Source organism: Amycolatopsis sp. VS8301801F10 (assembly GCF_046195355.1).
GTDB lineage: Bacteria > Actinomycetota > Actinomycetes > Mycobacteriales > Pseudonocardiaceae > Amycolatopsis.
The window spans coordinates 8,372,545-8,399,209 of sequence record NZ_CP176065.1; the positions used below are offsets into that span (position 1 = coordinate 8,372,545).

Here is a 26,665-nt window from a genome sequence, read left to right on the forward strand (position 1 = left end):
TCACCACGAACCCACGTACTGCACGGCGTCGTCCCAAGCCCCGCCCAGCGCGTCCGCCGCCTGGCCCGCCGCGTCGCCGACCGCGTCGATCGCCGCGCCGCCGTATTCGGCGACCGCCGCGCCGACCTTCGGCAGGTCGATGTCGATCTTCGCGCCGATTCCCGCGCCCAGCCCCAGCGCCGCGCCCGCCTTGAAGTTCATCTTCAGATGGCCGTTGTCGTAAACGAACTGGCCGTCGAGCTGAGCGCCGATTCCATATTGGACACTCCCGCTCGCGCCGACGCCGACCCCGGCGACATCCGCCGCGACCTGGCCCTCCAGCTTGCCGCCGGCGAAAGCGTTGGCGTGCACGCCAAGCCCGTGCACGCCGAATTGCGCCGAACCGCTGACCTCGCCGCCGGCGAACGCCGAACCGCGAGCGCTGCCGTGCGCGACACCGTAGCTTCCGCTGGTCCCGAGGTCCTCCCGGAAGCCCAGCTCAGCGTGGCCGGACGCCTTCGCGTCCCAGCCCTGCGAGGAGATTTTCCCGTCGTACTCCGGAATGAAGCCGTCTTGCTCGTGCGCGGTTTTGTAGTAGGTGATCTCGGTGGCCCGGCCGATCGCGGTCTTCTGCTTCGGCTGTCCGAACGGCGTGTTCTCCTTTTTCGGCGCGCGGGTGCCTTCAAGGCCGTTCCACGTCAGCTTCTTCCAGCCGGAATTGCCGAACCACGACGGTACCGAACGCGGCCGTTTGCGTCCGTCGAGTGTGTCGCCGTTGACCCAGGACAACGGGCCGTAGACGCGTTTGCCCAGCTTGCCCGGCTTGCTCATCGGCCCGGCCCACGGCGCGGGGAACAACTCCGCCAGCGCGTCGGACAGCTCGTCGGCGACCTGCCCGGCCGCCGCGACCGCCTGCTCGCCCAAATCCCTTGCCGCGGCGAGGAAAGCGCCCACCGCGTTCGGATCCGCCGCACGCGCCTGATTGATCAGCTGCGCGCCGTACTGATCGAACTGCGAAAGAACCGAGTCGACCCCAGAACGCGCCCACCGCAACAGCTGTCCGGCCATCGACAGCCGCTTGCCTTGATCAGCCAGCTTCGTGCCGTCTTCGGTCAACGCGTGCGCGACCTCGGATGCTGCTGTCGCGTACGCGGTGTACGCAGCGCCGTCCCAGTCAGCGTGCAATGCCGTGGCAGCGTCCGCGATTTCGGTGGCCTTGCCGGTAATCGTGGACGCGTTGGTGCCACAGCGGTTCGCCGCCGCTTCGAGCGCCGCCGGGTCGCCGGTGACCCGGCGCTGGTATTCGACCAGCACCTGCCGGTAGTTCGACAGCACCGAGCTGACGACTCCGGACGCGTCCACGGCCACCGGCTACGCGCCCTTCGCGTCGATGTCGACGTGCTGCTGGAAGTGCTTGCCCTGGTAGGTGACGTCGACGTCGATGTCCACGTCCTGCCCGGCCGGAGCCTCGACGGTCGACTTCCCGGTGGTGAGGTCGGTGTGGATCACGACCTCGTGCGCACCGGTCGACTGCCCGGGCACCGAAGGCGCGGGGGCCGGGGCCGGGTCCACCGGAATCCAGCTGTTGCCCGGGTTGGCGCCCGCTCCGGCTCCGCCGCCGGACGGCCAGGCTCCGGCGCCGGTCCCGCTGCCGGAGGACCAGCCGCCGCCGTGGGACAACGCCGGCGGCGTGTAGTTCGTGAACGACGGGACGGCGCCGGGCACTCCCCCGCCGCTGCCGCCGATCGCCGCCTGCCCGGACGCGCTCGCGACCGGCGCGGGAAGCTGCGGCGCGCTGACCGGAGTACCGGAGATGGCCGCGTTGCCCGCCGCGCCGCTGGCGTCGGAAGAACCGTGGTGGAACAGCTTTTCGATGTCGCCGATGATCGTCGCGACCTGGGTGATCTGGTTCGCGAGGTCGCCCGCGCCGAGCGCCTTCAGCAGCCCGCCGACCGCGGTGATGAATCCGCGCAGCGTGGCGCTGGTGGCGGTGGAAAGCGCGACCGCGGCCCCGTAGGTCCACCAGTTCGACATCAGCGACGCGACGGTCGGGTTCACCGCCGCGACCACCGACCGGTACGCCTCCTGCGCCGCCTTCACCAGCGTGCCCGAGACGCCGAGCAGCTCGGCGCCCTTCTCGATCACGTTGATGATCTTCGTGAGCTGGTCGAGCGAATGGGAGATCTTCTGCAGCGCCGATTCCGACGCCCCGCCGGACCAGACCTTGCCGAGCTGGTCTGCGGCCTTGCTCAGCTCGGTGTAGAGCGAGGTCAGCTCGGCGGCCTTGTGCAGCAGGTCGAGGACGTGCTTCGCGATCTGCTCCGGCTGGCCGGTGACGATCTGCGGCAGCACGGTGATCGGGCCGCCGCCGGATGCGGTGGCGTCCATCGCGCTGGAGTTCGGGAAGAGCATCGGACCTCACTTGGTCGGGGGTCGGGGTCAGACGGAGGCGGGCCGGTACACGCTGACCTTGGCCAGTCCGCCGAGGCCCGGATCGACAGGGCCGTGGTTGTACAGCGCGCCGCCGTCCCCGGCGACGCCGATCACCGGGTGGTGGTCGGGCAGCAGCAGCGGCTCCACCACGACGACGTCGCCGCTGTGCACGCCGCCGGGCACGTCGCCGAAAGTGCGCGCGGTGCCCGAATAAACCTCGATCAGGCCGACGCGCGCCTGGTTGTCGGCGTCGCCGGCGAGCCACTCGTTGAAGTCCGCGACGCCGTGGAACCTGGCGTCGGTCAGCGGATGTTCGGCGAGCCGGCCGAGGTCCGCGTCGCCGAGGTAGCGCAGCACGTTGCCGACCGAGGACGGTTCGCCGTGCGCGCCGGCGCTGTCGGTGATCGCCGCCGCGGCCAGGTGCGCCGCGTGCGGGGTTCCCCAGATCGAGGTCAGCGACGGCGCCGGGTGGCTCCCGCCCCCGCCGTAGCCCTCGGACACTGCTTCGTCGGCGCTTTGGTAAGCGTCGGCGCTGTGCTTGACCAGGCCGTTGATCTCCTGCAGCAGCTGCAGCAGCGAGCGCACCGCGGTCACCTGCTGCGAGTGCAGCGCCTCGTTCGCCGCCGCGACGACGCTGCCGAAGCTGGCGAACGTCGTCGGCTGCAGGACGAGTTTTTCCAGGTCCGCGACGGCGTTGATGCCGTGGGCGATGACCGCGCCCACGTTGCCGACGGTGGAGCGCATGGCCTCCGGCTCGGCCCGGTACTCGCCGGTCGTGCCCATGGCGCTCCCTTCCCGGTCTCCTGCGGTCGACGCACCGGTGCGGGGCGTCTGCGCAGAGCGTAAGTTCGCGCCGCCGGGCGAGCGGACGGCAAAAGTACCCACCGCGACCGGACAGCGGGCGGCCAAAATACGGGGCATGAGTTCCACCCGCGACCGCCTCGGCCCGCTCGGCGAGCAGCCTGGGGAGATCCTGCTGCAGTCCCCGCCGATGCTGCCCAAGAGCGGCTCCGGCGGCGTGCTGCAGCTCATGATGTTCCTGCCGATGATGCTCGGCATGGGCGCGATGTCGTTCGTCTACATCGGACGCGACGGCGGGGTGATGACCTGGATCTTCGGCGCGCTGTTCGTCACCGCGATGGGCGGCATGATCGTGATGTCGCTCGGCCGCGGCGGGATGGCGAAGAAGGCGCAGATCAACGAGGAACGCCGCGACTACCAGCGGTATCTCGCCGGTCTTCGCACGCGCGTGCGCGCGGTCGCCGACTCGCAGCGCGCCACGCTGATCGCGCAGCAGCCGGATCCGGCGGACCTGTGGGCCTACGTCGAAACCGACCAGCACTGGGACCGCCGCCGCGGCGACCGCTCGTTCGCGACGGTGCGCGCGGCCACCGGCCCGCAGCCGCTCGCGACGCCGTTGCGCGCGCCGCAGATCGCGCCGCTGGAAGAGCTGGACCCGGTTTCCTCCACCAACCTCAAGCACTTCATCCAGACCTTCTCGACCGTCGAGGGCCTGCCGGTTTCGATCTCGCTGCGCTCGTATGCGGCCGCGACGCTGTCCGGCCGCCGGTTCGACGTGCTCGGGATGACCCGCGCGGTGCTGGCGCAGCTGGTCACGTTCCACTCCCCGACCGACCTGCGGGTGGCGTTCTGCGTCGCGCCGGACCGTGCGCACGACTGGGAATGGGCGAAGTGGCTTCCGCACGCCACCGCTCCGGCGCTCGCCGACGCGACCGGCCCGCGGCGGTTGTTCGCCGACAACGCCGCGGAACTGGCGCGGCTGCTCGGCCCGGACCTCGGCGACCGTCCGGCGTTCTCGCGCCGCGGTCCCTCCGCGGACCTGCCGCATCTCGTGCTCGTCGTCGACGGCGGCGACTCCCACGGCGAACCCCGGCTGCTGGCCGAAGAGGGCCGGCTGGGGATCACGGTGCTGGAGATCGGCGGCGACCAGCCGCGCGCGACGTCGACCGACCGGTTGCTGAGCCTGCACGTCTCCCCGGAACAGCTCGGCATGGTCGTGCTCGACGGCACCGACGCCCGGCTCGGCTTCCTCGGCATGCCGGACCGGCTCGACCACGGCGCGGCCGAGGCGCTGGCCCGGATGCTGACGCCGCTGCACCAAGGCGGCGCGGTGGTCAGCGAACAACCGATGTCCTCGACGTTCGGCCTGGCCGGGCTGCTCGGCATCGGCGACCCGCGCGACACCGACCCGACCGTCACCTGGGCCCCGCGCCCGGCGCGCGACCGGCTGCGGATTCCGTTGGGCGTCAACCCGGAAGGCCGTCCGGTCGAACTGGACCTCAAGGAATCCGCCGAGGGCGGCATGGGCCCGCACGGGCTGGTGATCGGCGCGACCGGGTCCGGCAAGAGCGAACTGCTGCGGACGCTGGTCACCGCGCTGGCCGTCACGCATTCGTCGGAGAAGCTGAACCTCGCGCTGATCGACTTCAAGGGCGGCGCGACGTTCGCCGGCATGACCAACCTGCCGCACACCTGCGCGGTGATCACGAACCTGTCCGACGACCTCGCGCTGGTCGACCGCATGGCGGACGCGCTGAACGGCGAACTGCTGCGGCGGCAGGAACTCCTGCACGCGGCCGGAAACTACGCGTCGGTGCGCGATTACGAGAAGGCGCGCGCGGACGGCGCGCCGCTGCAGCCGTTGCCGTCGCTGCTGGTGATCATCGACGAGTTCTCCGAGCTGCTGTCCTCGCGGCCGGAGTTCATCGACCTGTTCGTCGCGATTGGACGGCTCGGCCGTTCGCTGGGGATCCACCTGCTTCTGGCTTCGCAGCGGCTCGAGGAAGGCCGCCTGCGCGGGCTCGACTCGCACTTGTCGTACCGGATCGGCCTGCGGACGTTCTCCGCCGCGGAAAGCCGTGCGGTGCTGGGTGTCGCCGACGCCTACCAACTGCCGCCGGTGCCCGGTTCGGCCTACCTGAAGTCCGACAACGACACCCTGATCCGGCTCAAAGCCGCCTACGTGTCCGGCGAACTCCCGCCACGCAGCCGGATCGTGCGCTCCGACGGACAGCAGCTGGGCGTCCTGCCGTTCACCCTGGCCCCGGTGGAAGTGCCGGTCGCCGAACAACCCGCCGCCGAAGCCCCGGAGAAGGGCACCGGCGAAACCATCATCGGCGCGATGCTGTCCCGGTTGGAAGGCCGCGGCCCGGCCGCGCACCAGATCTGGCTGCCGCCGCTGGCCGAACCGCCCACTTTGGACCAGCTGCTGCCCCCGATCGGCGAAGACCCGCACCGCGGTTTGTGTCCGCTCGGCTGGGGCGGCAACGGCAAGCTGACCATCCCGGTCGCGTTGGTGGACAAGCCTTTCGAGCAACGCCGGGACATGCTCTGGGCGGATTTCTCCGGCGCCGCGGGCAACGCGGTGATCGTCGGCGCACCGCAAAGCGGCAAGTCGACATTGATGAAGGACATCGCGGCGATGCTCGCGCTCACCCACACCCCCGCCGAGGTGCAGTTCTTCATCCTCGACATGGGCGGCGGCGCGCTGGCCCCGATCGCCGGCCTGCCGCACGTCTCGGGCTACGCCACCCGCCGCGATCCGCAACGCTGCCGCCGAGTCGTCGCGGAACTCGTGACTTTGCTGGAGCAGCGGGAAGAATTCTTCGCCGCGCACGGAATCGAATCGATGGCCGCCTTCCGCAGCCGCCGCGGCGAGTTCACCGAAAGCAGCGACGACCGCGAGTTCGGCGACGTGTTCCTGTTCGTGGACAACTGGACCACCATCCGGTCGGAGTACGAACGCCTGGAAGAACAAATCACCGCGCTGGCCCAACGTGGTCTGGGTTTCGGCATCCACGTCCTGGTCTCGCTGAACCAGTGGATCGGCGCCCGCGCGCAACTCCGCGACGCCATCAGCACCCGCTTCGAACTGCGCCTCGGCGACCCGGCGGACTCGTCGATCGACCGCAAGGTAGCCCAAAACGTCCCCGCCGACCGCCCCGGCCGCGGCCTGACGGCGGACAAACTGCACTTCCTCGCGGCTCTCCCGCGCATCGACTCCGACCAACGCCCGGAAACCGTCGGCGCCGGCGGCCTGGACCTGGTCCGCCGAGTGTCGGCGGCCTGGACCGGCCCGCGTGCTCCGCAAGTCCGCCTGCTGCCCCCGGAAGTCCCGCTGGACTCGCTGCCCGCCGCCCCGCACGGCCGGATCACGCTGGGGCTGGCGGAATCCACCCTGCGTCCGGTCCACCTGGATTTCCGGACGGACCCGCACTTCCTGGCCTTCGGAGACGTCGAGTCGGGCAAGAGTTCCCTGCTGCGCGCCCTCATCACCGGCATCTGCGCGACCAACACGCCCGACGAGGCCCTGATCCTGGTCGGCGACTACCGCCGGGGCCTGCTGGGCGTGGTGGACCAACCGCACCTGCTCGGCTACGCCGGCGCCGAGAACACGTTGACCGACCTGGTGAACCAATGCGCCACCGCGATGCGCAACCGCCTCCCCGGCCCGGACGTGACGCCGGACCAGCTGCGCAACCGCTCGTGGTGGCGAGGCCCGGACCTGTACGTGGTCATCGACGACTACGAACTGGTCGCCACCGCCGGACGGAACCCGCTGCTGCCCTTGCTGGAATTCCTGCCGCAGGCCAGGGACATCGGCCTGCACCTGATCCTGGCCCGGTCTTCCGGCGGCGCCGGACGGGGCTTGTATGAGGCAGTGATCCAGCGGGTGCGGGAACTGGGCTCGCCGGGTCTGGTCATGTCCGGCGGCAAGGAAGAGGGCGCACTGCTGGGCGATGTGAAGCCTTCGCCGCAACCGGCCGGCCGGGGGACGCTGGTGTCGCGACGGCATGGGGTGGAGCTGGTGCAGGTGGCGTGGACCAAGCCGGTGGAGGACTGAGCGGGGGTCAGTCGAGGAAGACCTCTTGGTGGGTCAGGTGGCTGAAGTAGCTCACGTCCCATTCCGCGGGTACCTCACTGGGGCGGAACGTCTTCGACCGGGATACCGGCCCGTTCCAGCATGACCAGGCATGCCCCGACGAACCCGCGCCAATTCCCGGTGCACCGGATGCGTCATCACGGAACTGTCGAGCCTCGTCCGCACGAACGCCGCGAGCGGTTCCAGCCCGGCGCGAAGCCGGAGCCGTCGTCGTGCGGAACCACGTCCCCCAACGACTTCGCCCGCCACCGCCGACCACTCGACGTCTCCGCTGAGCGTCAACGCCTCGAACCCGGCAACCGCACTGAGCCCACCGGTCCGGCAGTACAACCGGATTTCGCAGGCCATCACGCCCTGGCGAACGCCGGACCGGTCACTTCTCCGCGCGCGAACGATTCCATCGCGGCCAACCGCCGTCCCACCCCGGATTCCGCGGGCACCTCGCTCCGCCTCTCCCAGGCGTGCTCCACCGGCGGGGCAGCCCCCCGGCAAGAACAGTCTCACCCGGCCACGGCACCGCCGCGTCGATCAACCCCAACGGACCCCCAGCGAGGCAACCCGCTCACGGACGCCCGAGCACCGGATAAGCCTCCTCGATCGCGGCCAGCCCGGCCACCGCCTTCGCCACCTGCGCGTACTCGATCCCCTCGATCCGGAACGTCAACTGGTTCCCGCTCGAATGATCGGCGACCGCGACGCCCTCCGCCTCGGCCTGGCCGTCCTCGACGGTCACCGTCAGGTCCAGCCAGTCCTCCAGCGAGGTCAGCCGCGCGCTGCCGCCGGACTCCGGGCAAGCCGCCAGCTCCTGCCGGAACTCCCGCAGCTCGTTGGCCCGCAACCCGGCGTCCAGCCGCGCGGTGAACCCGCCCGCCACGATCTCGATCGGGCTGACGAGCCAGTTACCGTCCCAGAAATCGTCCGCGCCGGGATGCATCCGCCCGTGCACAGCGATCACCAGACGATCTCCGCGCGGCGCGCCGAGCGTCACCGTATGCATCCCGCTCCCCGGTCTCCCTTGCCTCCAGCCCTGCCAGCATAGGCAGTCCGCGCCGAGGTCTACCGGCGGCTCGAAGCGACCCGGGTCCCGGCCGCAGGCTCCGCGAAACGTGGATCGAAGACCGACTTCCGTAGGTTACCGGATTTCCAGATGTTGCCTACGGTCGGGAAATCACCACCGACGCGGAGGGATTTTCCATGCGTTACGCGAAAGCGGCGGCCGTGGTCGCCGGGGCTGCGATGGCGTTCGGGGCCGGGGCAGCGGTCCCGGCGAGTGCCGACACGCACATCATCGGCGGCGACACCGTGAAGTCGGCCCCGTGGGGCGCCCAGGTGTTCTGGGACGACGTCACCGACTACGGCGGCTTCGAATGCTCCGGCACGATCATCGCCTCGCAGTGGGTGCTCACCGCGCAGCACTGCCTGAACAAGGGCGGCATGCACGTCAAGGTCGGCGACGTCGCGCTGGGCCAGGGCACCGAGGCCGCGGTCGACGAGCAGAAGGCTTCCCCGAACGGCGACATCGCGCTGCTGCACCTCAAGTCCGCAGTGGACACGACGTACATGAAGCTCGCCGACAAGGACCCGGAAACCGGTGCCACCAACCAGATCTACGGCTGGGGCCGCACCAAGGACCAGAGCCCGCCCTCGGACACCCTGAAGACCGCGGACGTCCAGGTGACCGGCGAAAGCACGGACGCCTTCAACGGCAAGGCGATCGCGAGCAAGGGCGTCACCGGCTCCTCGTGGCACGGCGACTCAGGCGGCCCGCAGCTGGCCGACGGCGTCCAGGTCGGCGTCTGCTCGACCGGCGAGAACTCCGGCAGCGACGAACACGGCACGCAGAACTACGCCAGCGTCGCCAACAGCCGGGACTGGATCAAGCAAACCGCGGGCGTCTGATCCGCGTGGTCCGGCCTGCCGCCCCCGCGCGGCAGGCCGGAACCCCGCGGGGCTACCGGACGAGGGCGCGCAACGCGGCCTTGTCCGGTTTTCCCGATTCCGCGACCGGCACCTCGTCCAGCACAGTGAACGAAGCCGGAACCGCGGCCTCCCCCAATTCCGCGGCGACCGCCGTTCGCAATTCTTCCGGATCCGGCGTGCGCCCCGGAGCGGCGACCACGAACGCGTGTGCCGCTTCCCCGGTCCGTTCGTCCGGAACCGCGACGACATAAGCCTGATCCACGGCGGGATGCGCGGCGATCGCGCGCTCGATCGGCCCGGTGTAATGAATCACCGCGTTCACGATCACCACGTCCCGGGCGCGTCCGGTCAAATACAAAAACCCGTTCTCGTCGAGCCGCCCGATGTCCTGGGTGCGGACCCAGCCGTCGGCCAGCACCGTCGCGCTCAACGAGGGATCGCGCCAGTAGCCCGCGAAAGCCCTTGCGGTACGGGCGAAAACCTCTCCCGTCACCCCAGCGGGAACCGCCTTCCCCGACGCGTCCCGCACCTCCAGCGAGACCCCTTCGACCGGCAATCCCACCGATTCGATCGCCGCTGGATGCTTCGCGACATCCGCCGCGTCCAGCACAGTCAATTTCCCGGTCTCGGTCTGCCCGTACCCTTGCCGCAACGCAGGCCCGATTCGCTTGAATCCCTCTGCCAGCAACCCCGGTTCCACCGGAGACCCGGCAACGGTAAGCATCCGCAGCCCGGAAAGATCGATTTCCTCCTCCCGCAGCACATCCAGCATCCGGTACAGCCGGGGAACCGTCACCAACGCCGCCGTGATCTCCAGCCGCGGCAATATCCAGGGAAAGTCCGGCAACCCCTCCGGAATCACTGCGGTACCGCCCGCAAGCAAACAAGCCTGCAAATGCAACACCATCACCGCACTGCTCAGTGTCCCGAAGAGCAGAAACCGCCGATAGTCCCCCGCCGAATCCCCGGCCCGCTGCTCAAGCCCGAACTCGGCCAGCGCGTCGAACCGGTACGCGACCCCCTTCGGCACCCCCGTGCTGCCGCTGGTGAACACCACCCAGCCCACGTCCTCCGGCTTCCCGCACGGCACCGGTTCCTCATGCGCGGCAAGGAGTTCCGGCCCGATCGGAAGCGTCCGCACTCCCGTCAGCTCCGGGAAGCCGGCGTCAGTCACCACCGCGGCCAGCCCGTCCAGCACCGCGGCCAGATGCGCTGAAGGCATCCCAGGCCGCACCCCGACCGCGCGAGCGCCGAGCGTCTGCACCGCGATCTGCGCGGCCCACCCCTCCGGCGTCACCCCAGTCGCGAGCCCGACCCCGTCCCCCGGCCGGATCCCGGCCGCCCGCAGCCCGGCGGCGAACCGGCCGACCAGTTCGAGCAGTTCGCCCCGGCGCACCCGCCGCCGCCCGTGCTCGAACGCGATCGCGTCCGGCGCGCGCCGCAGCGAATCCAGCAGGTCTTGGGGAAATGCCATCACACCGTCCTCCCGTCGGGCCAACCCGCCAAGGGGTACCGGAGAGATCTCAGAATCCCCTCAGCGCATGCCGCTCATCGGGAACCCGCGCCGACAGCACGCCGCCCAGCACCACCACCGCGACCAATCCGGCAGTCGCGGCCAGCGTCCAAAAGTCCGGCCGCACAATCGACTGCCCCCGCATCGCCTGCCACGCCGTAATCACGATGACCCCCGCGTACCCGACCGCGCCGGTCCGCACGAGCCGAAGCCGCACGAGTTCGTTCGACAGCACCGGATACCGCCGAGACAACGCCGCCAAGGCGAGCGCCAGCAACGGCAGCGCCTGAATCGCATGGATCCCCACGAAGTGCGTGATCCGCAGATCTCCGCCGACCGTGCTCCAGCCCAGCAGCGGCAACCCCGGCCCGCCGTCCTCGAGACCGATCGTGTGCCCGCCGATCATCGCCGGTTTCCCGCCGCCGTCCAGCACCCGCTGCTGCGCCGGGCTGGCCGAAAACATCGTCAAGGCCAGTCCCATTCCGCCCGCCGCGAGCGCGGTTCCCCACCGCAGCGCGGACGTCAGCGCGCGATCCGGCAGCTTCTGGAACAGCAGCAACCCGACCACCGCCGCGGTCGCGCCCCACGCGGTGAACGCGCCGGTGGCGAGGAGATTGCCGATCGTCACGTCGGCCGGCGTCGCGTGGTTGAAGTGCAGCGGACGGTCTTGGACCAGCACCTGCCATACCAGCAGCGCCATGTCCGTGCCCATCCCGACCGCGAACGCCGTGCCCATCCACCATCCGGCCCGGCGGCCGCGTTGCACCAGCGACAGCAGCCACGCCAGCGTCGGCGCGTACAACGCCACTGACACCGCGAATTTGAACGGTTTCGCCCACAACGGCGCGTTGACGAGCGTGCGATCATCCAGAAGCAGCCCGAACCCGCACGCCACCAGCAGCAGCACCATCGCCCCGGCCAGCACGCCGAGCGGGCGGTGCAGCCGGAACAGCCGTAATCCCCAGCAAGCCATGCGGCCAGCCTGGTCTCGCGCGCGACGCCGGGCACTGGCGTCGTCCCCCGTCTCGCCGGTAGGGCGCACCCCACCTGTGGGTAATAGTGCCGTCAAAGCGACCGGCAGTTGTGCCGTTTGACCACACCCGGTCTTTTTCTAGCGTGACATTCACACCGCGCGGCCCGCCGCGCACCGGGATTTTCCACGAGAGGGAAGGAGGTGGCCCGTCAGATGTCCAGTCCGGGATTCCAGGCAGATTCCGCTGCCATGACGCGCGCCGTCCAGGGCTTCGAGGAAACCGCTTCGAACGCTAAGACGACCATGGCCAGCTTGGAGTCCGAGCTGACCGAGACGCTGCGGAACTACAAGGGCGACCAGGCGGTCGCGTTCTGGGACCTGCAGCGCCGGCTCCAGGAGAAGATGGGCGCCGCCGTCCGGGAGCTCGACACCATGTCGCAGCTCGTGCACACCAGCCACGCGAACTACAACGCGGGCGACTCCGACGTGCACCAGAGCTTCCAGAGCGTCAGCCACACCGTCGAGGGCAACGTGATCCCTCGCCTCAACCCCTGAGAGAGGACCAGACACCATGGCTGACGTCGTAGAAATCAGCTTCGGGGCCCTGCAGCACAGCTCCGCGTCGCTCGCCGCGAAGGCGAAGGCGCTGACCTCCCAGCTCGAGCAGCTGCACCAGAACCTGCAGCCGATCACCCAGACCTGGTACGCCTCGGGCAGCTCCGCCGGCGAGGCGGCGCGCGCGTCCGAGACCCGGCTCCGCCAGGCGACCGCCGACATCGTCGCGATCATCGCGCAGTTCGGCACCAAGGTCGGCGACGCCCACGATCTCCAGCACCAGCTGGAGAACCGCAACCAGGGCCTGTTCGCCTGATCCGGCCCCGACGCCGGTCGTCCGGAGCGGGCCCACCCCCCACCCGCTCCGGACGGCCGGCTTTCCCGCGTCCTGCCGCACGAGAGGTCACCGGCCGATGCCCGACCAGTCGTACTACGTCCACCTGGAATCGCTGACGGACTTCGTCCGGGAGCTGGAAACCCAGATCCACGCGATGTCCCGGCCGAACGACTTCCTGCGCACCCTCGGGGAGCATCCGCTGCTGTTCGGGGAGTTCGGGGAAGCCGCTTCGCTCGCCGACGCCCACCGCGCCGCGGTCGCCGAGATGCAGGGCCTGCTCGAGCAGGTCCGCGGGGCGATCACGTTCGCGCAGGACGTCACCACCACCGTCGCCGACGGATACGCCCAGGCCGACCAGTCGGTCGCGGGCGACCTGCACCGCTCGGGTCAGCAGACCGGTCTGCTCGACCCGCTTTTTTCGTTGCTGGGCCTCGATTCTTCAGGGGGTAAGAACGCATGAGCGGCCCTCGCACCAACTTCGCCGGCTACACCCACCAGCAGCTCTACGCGATGCTGCAGGCGGGCGACCCGACCACCGCGCGCACCGCGGCCGAACAGTGGAACTCGGCCTCGCGCGGCCTGTACGACCAGGCCGAGAACCTGTCCGACCAGCTCACCGATTTCTCCAGCGCGTGGACCGGCGGCGCGGCCGACCAGTACCGGACGATGATGACCGACCTGGTCGGCGGCATCCGCAAGGTCGCGGTCACCGCGCAGGGCATGCGCGACATGCTGGAGGACGCCGCGGACGCGCTGGCCAAGGCGAAGGCCGAGATGCCGCCGCCGGTCGCGGTGCCGGACGTCTCCCCCGCCGACGTCGCGCTGGCGGTCAACCCGCCGCTGCTTCCCCCCGACGCCCCGCCGGCCACGATCATCGCCGCGACCCAGCAGCGGCAGCAGGCGATCGCCAACGTCGAAGCGCAGCAACAGGCCGCCAACGCCGCCGGCTCCGCGCACGCGAAGGCGATCGTCGTGATGAACAACCTCGCGACGAACTACGACACCGCCGAGGAGTCGATCCCGGTGTCGCCGAACGCGGCCGCTCCCCCGCCCAAGCCGGTCCCCGGCGGCGGCGCTTCCACCGGCGGCGCCACCGGCCCGATCGGCAACAGCCCGGACGGAGGCACCTCGGTCGGCGCCCCGGTCGACTCGCACCCGCTGCCCACCGACGGCACGCAGGTCCCCGGGTCCCAGCCCGGGCACCCGGCGCAGACGGCGGGCAGCCCGTTGTTCGGCGACATGTTCACCGCCGGTCTCGCCGCCGCGTCGGCGGCCGCGTTCGGCCGGTTCGGTTCGATCATGCCGAAGGTTCCGTCGTGGGCCTCGGGCGGCGCCAAGGACAAGGACAAAGACAAGGACGGCAAGGACAAGGCGCCGGAACTCCCGCCGGGAGTGAAGCTCGGCGGCGGCGCCGGTCCCGCGGGCGGGGGCGGCGGAGGAATCCCGGTCGGCGGCGGGGAAGCCCCGTCGATCGACGGCGGCGGCATTCCGTCCGGCGGCGGCCTCAGCGGTTCCGGGGAAGCTCCGGCCGCGCACTCCGGGCTGGCCGGCAACGCCCCGTCGAACGTCCTCAGCGGACTCGCGGGCGGAGCCGCCGGAGCGGCGGGCGCGGCGGCCAAGAGCGCCATGCCGATGATGCCCATGATGCCGATGGGCATGGGCGCCGGCGCCGACCTGGGCTCCGGACGGCGGATTCCGGCGTGGCTCGTCGAAACCGAGAACGTGTGGGGCCAGCAGGCTCCGGTCGCGCCCTCGGTCGTCGGCGAAGAGCCGGCCGACCAGCCGTGACCGACGGCTACCGGGTCGCCCCGGCGAAACTCGCCACCGCGGCGTCCGAATTGGACGCTCGGGCCGGGGCGCTCCGGGCCGCGCAGCAGTCCGTGGCGGGCGAAAAAGTGCCCGCCACGGCCTTCGGCCAGGTGTCCGCGTCGTCCGGCTGTGCTGCCGGGCTGGCGAAAACGCTCAGCGCACTCGCCGCGGACGTCGACCAGCGCGTCGTCCGCGCCCAGGTCCTTCGCGACGGCCTCACCGCTTCGTCGGCGGGTTACCGGCGCGCCGACGAGCAGGTGGCGGCGATGTACCGCTCGCTCCTGCCCGAGGACCCGATTCCGGCTGCCGGGAAATCCGCCGGCAGCGGCGGCTGGGCCGGGACCATCGCGGCCAACCGGATGAAGGTTTCCGACGCGCTCGCCGCCGAACGGACCCGCCTCGCCGGACTGTCCGATCCGGACGCCATCGCCCGCTCGAAGCGGCGGATCGCGTTGTACCAAAGCATTGTCGACGACCACCGGCAGATCCTGCGGTTCGATCCGTCCGGCAACGGCCGGATCGCCGAACTGGTCGGCTCGATCCAGCCGGGCACGCGCAACGTCGGGCTGTTCGTGCCCGGCGTGCACACCCGGATGGACACCTTCCAGTCCTACGCCGACCTCGGCCGCAGCCTCGTCGCGGCCGACCCGAGCGGCCGGACCGCGATGGTCGTGTGGGCCGACGGGGTCTTCCCGCAGAACGTCACCACCGAGGGCGCCGAAGCCGGTTACGCGCAGACGATGGCCCCGAACCTCAAGGCATTCGGCGACGAACTGCGCGGCCAGGTCGACGCCCAGACCGGCGGAGCGGCCACCATCACCGCGATCGGCCACAGCTACGGCGGCGCCACCGTCGGGCTCGCTGACCAGCAAGGCTTGCCAGTGGACCGGGTGCTGCACGTAGAGTCGGCGGGCATGGGACACGGCGTATGGAGCCCAGCGGACCTGCCGCCGAGCCAGGCCGGCGTGCAGCGGTATTCGATGACCGCACCGCTCGACCCGATCGTTCTCGCCCAGGGCAACGCCGGGGCACTGGAATGGACCGGCATCGGCCACGGCGCCGACCCGGACACCTTCCCCGGCGTCACCGAACTGACCACCGGCCGCGACGCCGCCGGAAACGTGCAGTGGGGCCTGTCCTCGCACAGCGGCGTGCTCAAGCCGGGTTCGGATTCGTGGGAAAACATCTACGGCGTGCTCACCGGCGGCCACGTCACCGAAGCGCCCGCGCCGGTCCCGGCGGTGCTGCCGTGATCACGCGTGAGCTGAAGGATTTGGCCGCCGATCTGACGAACGTCATCGACAGCGTGGCCGCCGCGTTCGGGTCTCGCGCACTGCCCACAGTGGACGGTGAACTGGACTGCGATCCCGCCCGGCCGGGACAACTGGTGTGCTGGCAGTACGGAGTCCGGCTGGAGAACAGTCCCGCCGCGTTGCGAGTGCTGACCGAAGCGGTACGGCCGACGTTGGAAACAGCCGGCTGGGAATGGTACGACCGCAGCACTTACCGTGAGGTGATCGCCCGCTTTTCCCGCGACGGCGCGGATTTCAGCGTGCACATCGCCCGCGACGGCCGCGGGGTGGCGATCATCGGCTCGACCCGCCTAGTAAGCGTCCCACCCGAATAGCCCCGCCCCACCGCCTCGTGAGTGCCAATCACGGTTAGAACCGGGATCGCCGCTCACGACCCCCGAACCCGCAGCCGCACCCGCCCCACCCCGCTGCCCCGCGCCCGCCAGCCCCAGCCGCCTCGTGAGCGGCAATCACGGTTAGAACCGGGACCGCCACTCACAACCCCCGACCACCGCACTCAGGCCCGAAACCGCGACGGCCGCCACCCGCGCCGACGCCCCCTCCGGAACGCCGCCACGCCGATCCCCGCCGCGGCAGCCACCGCGACCCCGCCCACCGCGACGACCCCCGCCGCCACATCGGACGTCGGCCGGGCTTGTGCCGCGGCCGGAGCCACCGCGGGCAGCTCGGTCCGCGCCGCCGCCGCGCTCGGGCCGGGTGCGTTGGCGGGCAACGTCGACGACACCGCGGCGTAAGCGTCGACCATTCCCCAGCCCCGGCGCGGATCGTGCGCCCCGGACGGCGGGCGGGAAGCGGTCAGCATCAACCGGTTCACCACCTCCTCGCCCTTCAGTTCCGGATGCGCCGAGCGAACCAGCGCGGCCACTCCGGCGACGTAAGCCGCGGCCAGGCCCGGGTCGGTGATCGGCCACCGGTGCGCGAGCGCGCCCCCGCCGCCCGCCGACGTGCTCACCAGATTCGCGCCGGGCGCGGCGATTCCGAGGTAATCCCCGGCTTCGGTCTGCACTGGCGCGCCGGATTCGTCCGTGGAGCCGACCGCGAGCACGCCCTTCGAAGCCGTCGGATAGGTATGCGCCCCTTGCTGAGTGGCCGCCGCGGCCGAAATCACCACGGCCCCGCGCGACTTCGCGTGGTCGAGCGCCGCGCCGAGCGCCGGGCTGTCCGATCCCGCCGGGACCGCCACGAGAATCACTCCCGCGCCGCGGTCGACCGCCGTGTCGATCGCGCCCGCCAGTGCACCGGGATCGCCGCCGCCGTCCGAAGAGGAACCGTTGCTTTCGGTGTAGCGCAAGGGAAGCAGCTTCACGCCGGGCGCGACGCCGGTGAACGTGGTCTCGTTCGCCGGCTGCGCGCCGACGATGCCCGCGGCGATCGTGCCCCGTCCGTCGCAGTCGGAATCCGCGGTGCCGGCGCCGCCGAGCACCTGCCCGGGCCCGAATTGCGCGTTCTGTTTGTCGACACCGGTGCCGATCACCGCGACGGTCTGGCCCTCGCCCCTGGTCAGCGCCCACAGCCGCGGCGGGTTGACCAGCCGCTGCCCCCAGGACACCGCCCCGGCGTACGGACCGGACGGATTCGCGCACGAGGCGGCCCCGGCCGAGGTCGCCGCGGCGGGCAGGCCGAGCACCACGAGCGCTGCCACCGCTCCGGCGGCAATTCCCCGCACCGCGGCCCCCTCCCCTTGTCGGACAAGGAGATTCTAGTGGAGAGCGGGCCGCGGCGACAGGGTCAGCGCAAGTCCATCCCGAGATCGAGAGCGGGCGAGGAATGCGTGAGCCCGCCGACCGAGAGGTAGTCCACCCCGGACTCGGCGTACGGCCGCGCGACCTCGAGCGTCAGCCCGCCGGACGACTCCAGCCGCGTCTTCGGCGACACTTCGTCGCGCCGCGCGACCGCCTTCACGCACTCCTCCGGCGTGAAGTTGTCCAGCAGCACCTCGTCCGCCCCAGCGGCCAGCGCCTCGTCCAGTTGAGCCAGATCGTCCACCTCGACCTCGCACGGCAGCTGCGGCGCGTGCTCGCGAGCCGCCGCCAGCGCCGCGGTCACCGAACCGGCCGCGACCACGTGGTTGTCCTTGATCAGCACCGCGTCGCCGAGCCCCATCCGGTGGTTCACACCGCCGCCGCACCGCACCGCGTACTTCTGCAGCAGCCGCAATCCCGGCGTCGTCTTGCGCGAATCCCTTACCGCAGCGCCGGTTCCCTCGATCGCGGACACCCACGCCGCGGTCGCCGTCGCCACTCCGGACAGCAGACACAACAGGTTCAGCGCCGTGCGCTCCGCGGTCAGCAGTCCGCGCACCGGGCCGCGCAGCACGAGCACCGGCTCCCCGGCGACGGCGGGCGAACCGTCCTCGCGGATCGAGACCACCTCGTAGTCGCTGCCGAGCACCTGGTCGAAAACCGCCAGCGCCACCGGAATTCCGGCCACCACCCCGGCGACGCGCGGCGTCAGCTCCGCCACCGCGCGGGCGTCCGCCGGAACCGTGGCCGCCGTCGTGGCGTCCGGCCCGTACCGCAAATCCTCTTCCAGCGCGGTGGTGACGACCCGCCGGACATCGGCGACGTCCAGCCCGTCCACCACCAGCGCCTGCTTGACCGCTTCGGAAAATTCCCCGCTCATGCCACCCCTTCCAACGACGCCGCCTCGACCAGCACCGGCTGTCCCGACGGGCTCAGCCGGATCAGCCGGCTCCGCCGCAGCCGTTCGTCCCGCTCCGGGAAGTCCGTCCGCACGTGACATCCCCGCGATTCCGTCCGCCGCTCCGCCGCCGCGAGCAACGCCTGCGCCACCACGGTGAGCGCCGCGTCCTCCACCGCGCCGTGCGTCCACAACGGACTGTCCGTTGTGGACAAATCGAGCGCCGAACCCGCCGCGGCGAGCCCGTCCGCGTCCCGGCCGATCGCCGCGTACCGGCTCATCACCCGTTGCAGCACATCGCGTTCCGCCGCCGGCGCGACTGTCCTTTCCGGAATCCGCCCTCGCGCCGGATCCGGCAGCAACCCGGCGGCCAGATCCGCGGCGACCGCCTCCGCGGCCCGCCGTCCGACCACCAGCCCTTCGAGAAGACTGTTGGACGCCAGCCGGTTCGCCCCGTGCAACCCGGTCCGGGCGACCTCGCCAGCCGCGTACAGCCCGCGCACGGTCGAGCGTCCGTCCACAGTGGTCACCACACCGCCGCACGCGAAGTGCGCCGCGGGCGTCACCGGGATCGCGTCCACCGCCGGATCGATCCCGAGCACCGCGCACGCCGCGTGCACGGTCGGGAACCGCTTCGCGAAGCCGGGAATGCCCGTGGCGTCAAGGAAAACGTGATCGTCGATGCCACCGGGAGCCAGCGCCTGCCGCCGGGTGATCGCCGCCGCCACGACGTCGCGCGGAGCCAGATCGCCGAGGGGATGCACCCCGGCCATCACCGACGCGCCCGCGCCGTCCACGAGCGTCGCGCCCTCGCCGCGCACCGCCTCCGTGACGAGCGGACACCGTCCGCGCGCGCCCGGCGTGTACAGCACCGTCGGGTGGAACTGCACGAACTCGAGGTCGGCCACCGCCGCACCGGCGCGCAACGCGAGCGCCAGCCCGTCGCCGGTCGCGATCTCCGGATTGGACGTCGCCTGGTACAGCTGCCCGAACCCGCCGCTGGCCAGCACCACCGCGGACGCGCGCACGACCCCCGGCACGCCGTTGCGGTCCAGCACCGTCACGCCGGCCACCTCGCCCGCGGACGTGCGCAGCGCGTCGACCGCGAGGTGGTGCTCCAGCACCGGGATCCGCCGTTCCCCGGCCTGCGCGACCAGCGCGCGCTCGACCTCCGCACCGGTGGCGTCGCCGCCCGCGTGGATCACCCGGAACGCACTGTGCCCGCCCTCTCGAGCCCGCGACAGCCCGCTCGTTCCGCGGTCGAACACCGCGCCGTTCTGCCGCAACTCGGTGACCGCCGCCGGACCGCCGCCGACGATCGACCGCACGGCGTCCTCGTCGCAAAGCCCGGCTCCGGCGGTGAGCGTGTCCGCTGTGTGCTTCTCGACCGTGTCGCCCTCGTCGCGCTCGCCGTCGAGCACCACGGCCACGCCGCCCTGCGCCCACCGGGTGTTGCCGTCGGCGACCGCCGCCTTGGTCACGACCAGCACGTGCAGCCCGAGTTCGCGAGCCCGCAGCGCTGCCGACAACCCCGCCACGCCGCTGCCGATCACCACCACATCGGCCCGCGCTTCCCAACGCGGTTCCGGTGCGGTTTTCGCCTCTTCGGCGTTAACTAGGCCGCTCATTCTCCACCGCCGGGCTGCCCGATTTCGATCATCCGCTGCACCGACGCCCGGGCCCGCGAGGCCGTCTCCGGGTCGACGTGGACCTCGTCCGCGCCCTCGGTGAGGCTCCGCAGCAGCGCGGCCGGGGTGATCATCTTCATGTACCGGCACGACGCCCGGTCGTTCACCGCGCGGAAGTCGATCTCCGGCGCGGCCTTGCGCAACTGGTGGATCATGCCGATCTCGGTGGCCACGAGCACCGAGGTCGCCTTGGTGTCGCGCGCCGCGTGCACCATGTCGCCGGTGGACAGGATCTTGACCCGTTCCGGGGCCACCGCGCCCTCGCCTGCCAGGTAGAGCGCCGAGGTCGCGCAGCCGCATTCGGGGTGGATGAACAGGTCGGCGTCCGGGTTTTCCTCGGCGCGCGCGGCCAGCTCGGCCCCGTTGATGCCGGCGTGCACGTGGCACTCGCCAGCCCAGACGTGCATGTTCTCGCGCCCGGTCACGCGCTTGACGTGTGCGCCGAGGAACTGGTCCGGCAGGAAGAGAACTTCCTGGTCAGCCGGGATGGAGGCGACCACGTCGACCGCGTTCGACGACGTGCAGCAGATGTCCGTCTCGGCCTTGACCTCGGCCGTGGTGTTCACGTACGAGACGACCACCGCGCCCGGGTGCTCGGCCTTCCATTCGCGCAGCTGGGCGCCGGTGATGGAGTCGGCGAGCGAGCAGCCGGCCCGCGCGTCCGGGATCAGCACCGTCTTCTCCGGGGCCAGGATCTTCGCGGTCTCGGCCATGAAGTGCACGCCGCAGAAGACGATCGTGGACGCGTCGCTGCTGGCCGCGATGCGGCTGAGCGCCAGAGAGTCGCCGGTGAAGTCCGCGATGTCCTGGATCTCCGGGACCTGGTAGTTGTGCGCGAGCAGCACCGCGTCGCGCTTGCGGGCGAGTTCCCGCACGCGGGCGGCCCAGTCGGCGTCCGCCTCGACCCCGCCGTAGGGGGTCAGATCCTGGTCAAGCGTGGTGGTCATGTCTTCGGCCCTCTCGAGAATCGCCGGCCTCGGAACCGGAGCCGACCCCGGTTCCTCCCCATCCCGGTTTTCGCCTTATAATCGAAAACCGTGCGAAGCCATATTAACACCCGAGCCCCCCTCGCCCACGAGGTTCTGGCGGCAGTCCTTCAAGTGCGCTCGGACACACTCCGGGTGCTGCTGTGGCGCCGAGCGCTCGATCCGCACCTGGGCCGCTGGTCGCTCCCCGGCGGACGGCTGCGCCCCGACGAGGACGTGGAAACCTCCATCCGGCGGCAGCTCGCGGAGAAGGTCGACGTGCGCCAGCTGAAGCACGTGGAGCAGCTCGCCGTCTTCAGCGCCCCCGACCGCGTCCCCGGCCCCAGGGTGGTGGCCACCGCGTTCCTCGGCCTGGTCCCCTCCGATGTCGACCCGGCGGTCCCGGAAGACACCGAATGGCACGACGTGAACGCCCTGCCGCGCACCGCGTTCGACCACGAGGCCATCGTGCTGCGCGCCCGCGACCGGCTGCGGTCGAAACTGAGCTACACGAACCTGGGTTTCGCGCTGGCCCCAGAGGAATTCACCATCTCCGCGCTGCGGGGGCTGTACTCCGCCGCGCTCGGCTACAAAGTGTCCGCGACGAACCTGCAGCGCGTGCTCCAACGGCGCGGCTTGCTGGTCCCCACCGGCCACACCGCACCCCCCGGCCGGACCGGCGGACGACCTGCGGCGCTGTTTTCTTTCGCCGCGAAAGACATGCACATCACCGACCCTTTCGCGGTCCTGAAACCCCCGCCGCGGCGGTAAACACGAACTGCGGCGGGGCTCCGCAGCCCGTACCGTGGACGCCGTGACCGAGCCTGAGCAGTGCCCCAGCGGAACGGCGACCCTGCCGTTGTTCCCGCTGCAAACAGTGCTGCTCCCCGGCACCCACCTGCCGCTGCACATTTTCGAACCGCGCTACCGGCAGCTCACCGCGGACCTGGTCACCGGCAACGTCCCGGAGCACGAATTCGGCGTAGTCGCCCTGCGCGCCCCGCTGGTCCGCGAGGTCAGTGGTCTGGACCATGTGTACGGCGTGGGCTGCAGCACGATCCTGCGCGAAGCGAAACGCCTCCCCGACGGCCGCTACGACGTAGTCACCCGAGCCGCCCGCCGCTTCCGCCTGCGCGAACTGCACCGAGGGTCCGCGCCGTACCTGATGGCCGTGGTCGACTGGCTCCCGGACGACCCAGTCCCCGCCGCGGCGGAAGCAACGGCCCGCCAACTGGCCGACGTGGCCCGAGGCGCCCACGAACGCTACTGCGAAGCCGCCTGGCACGCAGACGACTGGCACCCGCCCCACGACGACGCCGACCTGGGCGAACTCGCCTACCAACTGGCCGCCGACTGCCTGCTCCCGCTGGAAGACCGGCAGCTGCTGCTGGAGGAAACCAACCCGCTGCGCCGCCTGCGCATAGTCTGCCGCCTGCTAACGAGAGAAGCAGGTTTCCTGGAAACCCTGGGCGCAGTCCCGCTGCCCCCCACAGAACTGGCCACCTTCACCAAACCAGCAGACCTGAACTAGCGCCCTTCAGCACCGGTGCACCCAACAAGCGAGGCACCCACCCCTCCCCCACCCCCGATACAAAGCCAAAAACACGGCGCTGGGGTGCTTGTCAAGGCATCTTTCCCGCCTTGACAAGCACCCCAGCGCCGTAGTCACACTAAAAAATCGGGGGGCCAACGCACCCGCTAAACCCGGCAATGTCGCCGCCAGGCGACGAGCCGAACCCCGAACAGCACCTCACCCAAGCCGCCGCCCAAGATCCTCCCGCCCATTCCACGCCGTCATCAACGCATAAACCAAACAAGTCACCAACGGCGCGGCCAAAACCACCCACCCCGTCTCGATCCGAGGCGCCTGCTCGACCACCGCCCCCAACGCGGGCGGAGCATCCACCGAATACTTCGCATTGGCGAACGCGGGCCCCATCTGCGTCCCCAGCCAAGCCGCGAGCAACGCCCCGCCTGCGGCAGCCACCAGCACCACCGGCCCCCGCCGCTCCCGCAAGAACCACACCACGAGCCCGATCAGCAACCCGGCGGCCATCGCCAAAAACCCGAACACCGCGAGATCGTCGAACCGATGCCAGCTCTCCAGCTCCAACGGAGCCAGCTGGCCAGTGGTCCCGATCACCCGCACCCGCTCCGCCGGAGCCAGCACAGACCACAGCCAGCCCAGCGGAATCCCCAGCAAAGCCGCAGTCGAAAGAACACTCACCGCGGGCAGCAGATCAGCCTTCACCACCACCCTCGGACGCCGCGGCGGAAACAACACCGGCACCGACCACCCCTCAGCCGCCGCCGAAGACCGATGCGCCGCCTTGCCCGCGGAATCGACCACCCGAGGCTCCCTTCCCTACGCGTGCGTTCCCTGCGAGTGTGCGGAACTGAGAGTAATGGTGCCCGACCGCGGCGACTCCGTCGCGGTGTCTGATGGCCGCGACTTCGTCGCGGCGGAGAAATCGCCTTCATCCGGTTTCTTCCCTCCCGATCCGCTCGGCCCGGGGGGCCGATCGGATCGCTCAGTCCAGAAACCGGGGCGATTTCTCGGGGGTGGGCGGGTAGGCCCTGCGGAGCACCGACCGGGGTAGTCGGGGTTAGTTGTGGGTGTTGGCGGCGGCGGTGAAGGCTTCTGGGTCGAATTCGCCGCCGAACCAGGGCGACAGGCCTCGGCGGGCCTGTTCGGCGAAGGACTCGCGATCTGCGGAGCCCAGTCCGGCGGGGAGAACGCCCAGCAAGGGGGCGCCGGCGGCCACGGGAAGGTCCTGGAGGTTCTCCAGCGACGCCAGATCGGGGTCGGCGGGCCAGGAGCCGATGATGACGCCCACGACGTTCAGGCCCCGCCGGGTGGCCACCTCAGCGGTCAACGCGGCGACGTTGAGCGTCCCCAGCCCGGATTGCGCGACGAGCACCACCGGCGCGCCCAAGGACCACGCGACATCCGCCAGCGTGCTCCCCTCCGCGTCGAACCGGACCAGCAGCCCGCCCGCGCCCTCGACCAGCGTGAGGTCGTGCGTGGCGTCCAGTTCGCTGGCCGCGGCGGCGATCTCGGCGGGGCCCACCGTGGGAAGCCCGGACCGCCGGGAAGCGGCTTCCGGCGAGAGCGGGTCCGGGAAGCGGCACAGTTCGCGGATCGTCAGGTCCTTGCCCGCCAGCCGCACCACCTCGGCGAGGTCGCCTGCCTCGCCGGGGACCACGCCGGTCTGTGCGGGCTTCAGCACCGCGACGCGTTGTCCCTGCGCGAGGGCCAGCGCCGCGATCGCCGCGGTGGCGACCGTTTTGCCGACGTCGGTCCCAGTTCCGGTTATCACGAGCGTCGTCACGAGCCATCAAGATATTGCCGTGCCCCCCGATGTCAACACTCGGGGCGCCCTCGCGCGCACCCGGAGGCGCGCGCGAGGGCCCGGGTCAGCCGGCCGGGGCCGCCGCGGGCGCTCCCGCGGCCACGAACTCCCCCTTCGCCGGGTCGGCGAGGTACACCTGCGCCGCGCCCACGTCGAAGTACAAGCCGGTCAGCGCCAGCTCGCCGCGGGCTTCGGCCTCGGCGACCAGCGGGTACTGCCGCAAATGCGTCAGCTGCTGCAGGACGTTGTGCAGCGCCAGCCGGTCCGGTTCGCGCTCCGGCCGTTGCCCGTCGAGAGTCACCGGACCGGACCGCTTCCGGCTCGGTTCGGCGTGCACCAGCCAGGTCGCGAGCGCGGTGTCCGCGGGCGGACCGCTGGCCAGCGCGCCCATCGCACCGCACGACGAATGCCCGCACACCACGATTTCCCGCACCTGCAGCACCCCGACCGCGAATTCGATCGCCGCGTTGGTCGACGGATCGGCCTGCCCGGGCGGCACCAGGTTGCCGATGTTGCGGATGGTGAACAGGTCGCCCGGACCGGACGTGGTGATCAGGTTCGGCACGATCCGGGAATCGCCGCAGGTGATGAACAGCGTGTGCGGCTGCTGCGCGTGCGCGAGCCCGCTGAGGACGTCCTTGAGCAGCGGAGCTGCCCGGCGCTGGAACTCGGTCGCGCCCCGGTGCGTGCGCTGGCCGGGCACCCGCACGTCCACGGCCTGCCAGGCCGACCACGGCGCCAGCCACCTCGGCATCGCGCCGGCCGCCGCGGTGCGCCGGAGCGTCGGACGGCCTTCCTTGCCCTTGGCGAACCACGGATGCCCGATCTCGTCGACGACCACCGTGCCGCCGGTCCGTTCGTGCGCCTGCTGCCAGGTGGAGAGGCTTTCGAACGCCGCGTGGTCGAGGTAGTCGGCGACCAGTTCCAGCGTCACCTTCGACCCCGCCGGGATCGTGCCGAGCACCTTCGTCAGCCGCGGCACCGACAGGAACGTCAGCACGCCTTCGACAATCACTCGCCATTCGCCGCCGTGGTGCTCGGCATGTACGCCCGACCACACGGTGCGGCGCAGCATCAGCAACACGGCCAGCACAATCCCGGCGAGCACGCCGGTCAGCAGGTCGAACACGACGACCCCGGCGACGGTCACCAGGTAAAGCGGCAGATCGCCGTGTCGCAGCACCTGCCGCAGGTGGCCGGGATTGACCAGTTTCGCGCCGACGTGCACAAGCAGCCCGGCCAGCGCGGCCAGCGGAATCGACTCCAGCACCCCGGCGAGCGCGACCACGAACACCAGCACCCACACGCCGTGCAGGACCGCCGACGCCCGCGTGCGCGCCCCGGCCGCGACGTTGGTCGAACTGCGCACGATCACGCCGGTGACCGGAAGCCCGCCGAGGGCGCCGGACACCATGTTCGCCGTGCCCTGGCCGATCAGCTCGCGGTTCAGGTCGGCGCGCGGGCCGTTCTGCAGTTTGTCGACCGCGACCGCGGACAGCAGGCTCTCGACGCTGGCGATCAGCGCGATCGTAATGACCGCGACCGCCACCTGGCCCCATCCGCCGTCCGGCAGCTGCGGGGCGAAGCGGACCTGCAGCAGGTCGCCGGACAGTTCGACGCGCGGCAGCGTCATCCCGGCGGCCAAGGACACGCCCGTCGCGACCGCGATCGCCGCCAGCGGGCCGGGGATTTTCCTTACCGCGGCGGGAAGTTTGGGCCACGCCAGCAGGATGGCGAGGGTCAGGATTCCGATCAGCGCGGCGGCGTCGTGGTGCGCGGCGATCTGCGCGGGCAGCTGGGCGATGTTCTCCAGCGCCGAACTCTGCGCCTTCCCGCCGAACAGCACGTGCAGCTGGCCGAGCACGATCGTGACGCCGATGCCGGCGAGCATCCCGTGCACGATCGCCGGCGAGATGGCCAGCGCCGCCCGCGCGACCCGGCTCAGGCCGAACAGGATCTGCAGCGCCCCGGCGAGGACGGTGATCAGGCAGGTGACCGCCCAGCCGAAGGTCGAAATCGTCTCGGCCATCAGCACGGTCAGCCCGGCGGCGGGCCCGCTGACCTGCAGCGGAGAGCCGCCGAGGGCGCCGGCGACCACCCCTCCGACCACGGCGGCGATCAGCCCGGCGACGATCGGGGCGCCGGACGCGAGCGCGATCCCGAGCGAAAGCGGGACCGCGACGAGGAAAACCACGAGCGAGGCGGGCACGTCGTGGCGAAGCACGGCAAGTCGTCTCATGCCGACCAGGAAACCGGGAACGCCGTGAAATGTCCGCTATGTCCC

At 71.0% G+C, this 26,665-nt stretch carries 23 protein-coding genes; 10 read left to right on the forward strand and 13 right to left on the reverse strand.

Annotated elements, in window-relative coordinates; translation table 11 throughout:
• From F9C11_RS38350 to F9C11_RS38360, 3 genes are read right to left on the reverse strand one after another with little or no spacing between them, the layout of a single operon-like run.
• On the reverse strand, positions 1-1,347 hold the full coding sequence (locus F9C11_RS38350) for a WXG100 family type VII secretion target (protein WP_409182236.1): 1,347 nt from the start codon (positions 1,345-1,347) through the stop codon (positions 1-3).
• Positions 1,348-1,350: 3 nt separating this feature from the next.
• Positions 1,351-2,391 (reverse strand): WXG100 family type VII secretion target, encoded by a 1,041-nt coding sequence (locus F9C11_RS38355; RefSeq protein ID WP_409182237.1) that lies wholly within the window; start codon positions 2,389-2,391, stop codon positions 1,351-1,353.
• 27 nt (positions 2,392-2,418) lie between these two features.
• On the reverse strand, positions 2,419-3,195 hold the full coding sequence (locus F9C11_RS38360; RefSeq protein ID WP_409182238.1) for a WXG100 family type VII secretion target: 777 nt from the start codon (positions 3,193-3,195) through the stop codon (positions 2,419-2,421).
• A 136-nt stretch (positions 3,196-3,331) separates the two neighbouring features.
• On the opposite strand from F9C11_RS38360, the gene eccCa reads away from it, so the two are divergent.
• On the forward strand, positions 3,332-7,276 hold the full coding sequence (gene eccCa / locus F9C11_RS38365) for a type VII secretion protein EccCa (protein WP_409182239.1): 3,945 nt from the start codon (positions 3,332-3,334) through the stop codon (positions 7,274-7,276).
• A gap of 601 nt (positions 7,277-7,877) precedes the next feature.
• Here eccCa and F9C11_RS38370 read toward each other — a convergent pair.
• Positions 7,878-8,270, reverse strand: coding sequence for a hypothetical protein (locus tag F9C11_RS38370; RefSeq protein ID WP_409182240.1), 393 nt, complete (start codon positions 8,268-8,270; stop codon positions 7,878-7,880).
• Between the two features lie 239 nt (positions 8,271-8,509).
• On the opposite strand from F9C11_RS38370, the gene F9C11_RS38375 reads away from it, so the two are divergent.
• Complete coding sequence (locus F9C11_RS38375; protein WP_409182241.1) at positions 8,510-9,214, forward strand: S1 family peptidase; 705 nt, start codon at positions 8,510-8,512, stop codon at positions 9,212-9,214.
• Positions 9,215-9,266: 52 nt separating this feature from the next.
• Here the strand turns inward: F9C11_RS38375 and F9C11_RS38380 are convergent, their stop codons facing one another.
• Together F9C11_RS38380 and F9C11_RS38385 are read right to left on the reverse strand one after the other, a co-directional pair.
• On the reverse strand, positions 9,267-10,709 hold the full coding sequence (locus tag F9C11_RS38380; protein WP_409182242.1) for a class I adenylate-forming enzyme family protein: 1,443 nt from the start codon (positions 10,707-10,709) through the stop codon (positions 9,267-9,269).
• Between the two features lie 49 nt (positions 10,710-10,758).
• Positions 10,759-11,721, reverse strand: a complete 963-nt coding sequence (locus tag F9C11_RS38385) for a hypothetical protein (RefSeq protein WP_409182243.1) — start codon at positions 11,719-11,721, stop codon at positions 10,759-10,761.
• A gap of 213 nt (positions 11,722-11,934) precedes the next feature.
• Between F9C11_RS38385 and F9C11_RS38390 the strand changes: the two genes are divergently transcribed.
• The 6 genes from F9C11_RS38390 (at position 11,935) to F9C11_RS38415 (ending at position 16,049) form a co-directional block, all read left to right on the forward strand.
• Positions 11,935-12,276: a WXG100 family type VII secretion target gene (locus F9C11_RS38390; RefSeq protein WP_009074870.1), complete on the forward strand. Its 342-nt coding sequence runs from the start codon at positions 11,935-11,937 to the stop codon at positions 12,274-12,276.
• Positions 12,277-12,292: 16 nt separating this feature from the next.
• Entirely contained in the window at positions 12,293-12,592 is a 300-nt protein-coding gene (locus F9C11_RS38395) for a hypothetical protein (RefSeq protein WP_037809581.1), read from the forward strand.
• A gap of 97 nt (positions 12,593-12,689) precedes the next feature.
• The gene (locus F9C11_RS38400) at positions 12,690-13,073 is read left to right on the forward strand and encodes a hypothetical protein (protein ID WP_009074866.1); all 384 of its coding nucleotides are present in this window, start codon (positions 12,690-12,692) and stop codon (positions 13,071-13,073) included.
• Positions 13,070-14,401: a WXG100 family type VII secretion target gene (locus tag F9C11_RS38405; RefSeq protein WP_409182244.1), complete on the forward strand. Its 1,332-nt coding sequence runs from the start codon at positions 13,070-13,072 to the stop codon at positions 14,399-14,401. Before F9C11_RS38400 ends, F9C11_RS38405 begins: the two co-directional genes overlap by 4 nt.
• The gene (locus F9C11_RS38410) at positions 14,398-15,675 is read left to right on the forward strand and encodes an alpha/beta hydrolase (RefSeq protein WP_409182245.1); all 1,278 of its coding nucleotides are present in this window, start codon (positions 14,398-14,400) and stop codon (positions 15,673-15,675) included. Before F9C11_RS38405 ends, F9C11_RS38410 begins: the two co-directional genes overlap by 4 nt.
• Positions 15,672-16,049, forward strand: coding sequence for a hypothetical protein (locus F9C11_RS38415; protein ID WP_409182246.1), 378 nt, complete (start codon positions 15,672-15,674; stop codon positions 16,047-16,049). The genes F9C11_RS38410 and F9C11_RS38415 overlap by 4 nt, the downstream gene beginning before the upstream one ends.
• Before the next feature lie 182 nt (positions 16,050-16,231).
• Here F9C11_RS38415 and F9C11_RS38420 read toward each other — a convergent pair whose 3' ends face one another.
• From F9C11_RS38420 to nadA, 4 genes are all read right to left on the reverse strand, one after another.
• Positions 16,232-17,401, reverse strand: coding sequence for a S8 family serine peptidase (locus F9C11_RS38420; RefSeq protein ID WP_409182247.1), 1,170 nt, complete (start codon positions 17,399-17,401; stop codon positions 16,232-16,234).
• A gap of 62 nt (positions 17,402-17,463) precedes the next feature.
• Positions 17,464-18,357 (reverse strand): carboxylating nicotinate-nucleotide diphosphorylase, encoded by an 894-nt coding sequence (gene nadC, locus F9C11_RS38425; protein WP_409182248.1) that lies wholly within the window; start codon positions 18,355-18,357, stop codon positions 17,464-17,466.
• Positions 18,354-20,003: an L-aspartate oxidase gene (locus F9C11_RS38430; protein WP_409182249.1), complete on the reverse strand. Its 1,650-nt coding sequence runs from the start codon at positions 20,001-20,003 to the stop codon at positions 18,354-18,356. The genes nadC and F9C11_RS38430 overlap by 4 nt, the downstream gene beginning before the upstream one ends.
• The gene (nadA, locus tag F9C11_RS38435; protein ID WP_037809568.1) at positions 20,000-21,010 is read right to left on the reverse strand and encodes a quinolinate synthase NadA; all 1,011 of its coding nucleotides are present in this window, start codon (positions 21,008-21,010) and stop codon (positions 20,000-20,002) included. Before nadA ends, F9C11_RS38430 begins: the two co-directional genes overlap by 4 nt.
• 135 nt (positions 21,011-21,145) lie before the next feature.
• Between nadA and F9C11_RS38440 the strand changes: the two genes are divergently transcribed.
• Positions 21,146-21,799 carry an NUDIX domain-containing protein gene (locus F9C11_RS38440; protein WP_255409883.1) on the forward strand — a complete coding sequence of 218 codons (654 nt, stop codon included), beginning with the start codon at positions 21,146-21,148 and terminating at the stop codon, positions 21,797-21,799.
• A gap of 43 nt (positions 21,800-21,842) precedes the next feature.
• Positions 21,843-22,559, forward strand: coding sequence for an LON peptidase substrate-binding domain-containing protein (locus F9C11_RS38445; protein ID WP_409182250.1), 717 nt, complete (start codon positions 21,843-21,845; stop codon positions 22,557-22,559).
• A 219-nt stretch (positions 22,560-22,778) separates the two neighbouring features.
• Here F9C11_RS38445 and F9C11_RS38450 read toward each other — a convergent pair whose 3' ends face one another.
• The 3 genes from F9C11_RS38450 to F9C11_RS38460 all read right to left on the reverse strand — a co-directional run bounded on the left by F9C11_RS38450 (position 22,779) and on the right by F9C11_RS38460 (position 26,620).
• A complete protein-coding gene (locus tag F9C11_RS38450; RefSeq protein WP_409182251.1) occupies positions 22,779-23,378 on the reverse strand; it encodes a DUF2567 domain-containing protein in 600 nt (199 codons plus the stop codon).
• A 256-nt stretch (positions 23,379-23,634) separates the two neighbouring features.
• Complete coding sequence (gene bioD / locus F9C11_RS38455; RefSeq protein ID WP_409182252.1) at positions 23,635-24,360, reverse strand: dethiobiotin synthase; 726 nt, start codon at positions 24,358-24,360, stop codon at positions 23,635-23,637.
• A gap of 85 nt (positions 24,361-24,445) precedes the next feature.
• Positions 24,446-26,620: a bifunctional SulP family inorganic anion transporter/carbonic anhydrase gene (locus F9C11_RS38460; protein ID WP_409182253.1), complete on the reverse strand. Its 2,175-nt coding sequence runs from the start codon at positions 26,618-26,620 to the stop codon at positions 24,446-24,448.
• Positions 26,621-26,665: the final 45 nt, after the last annotated feature.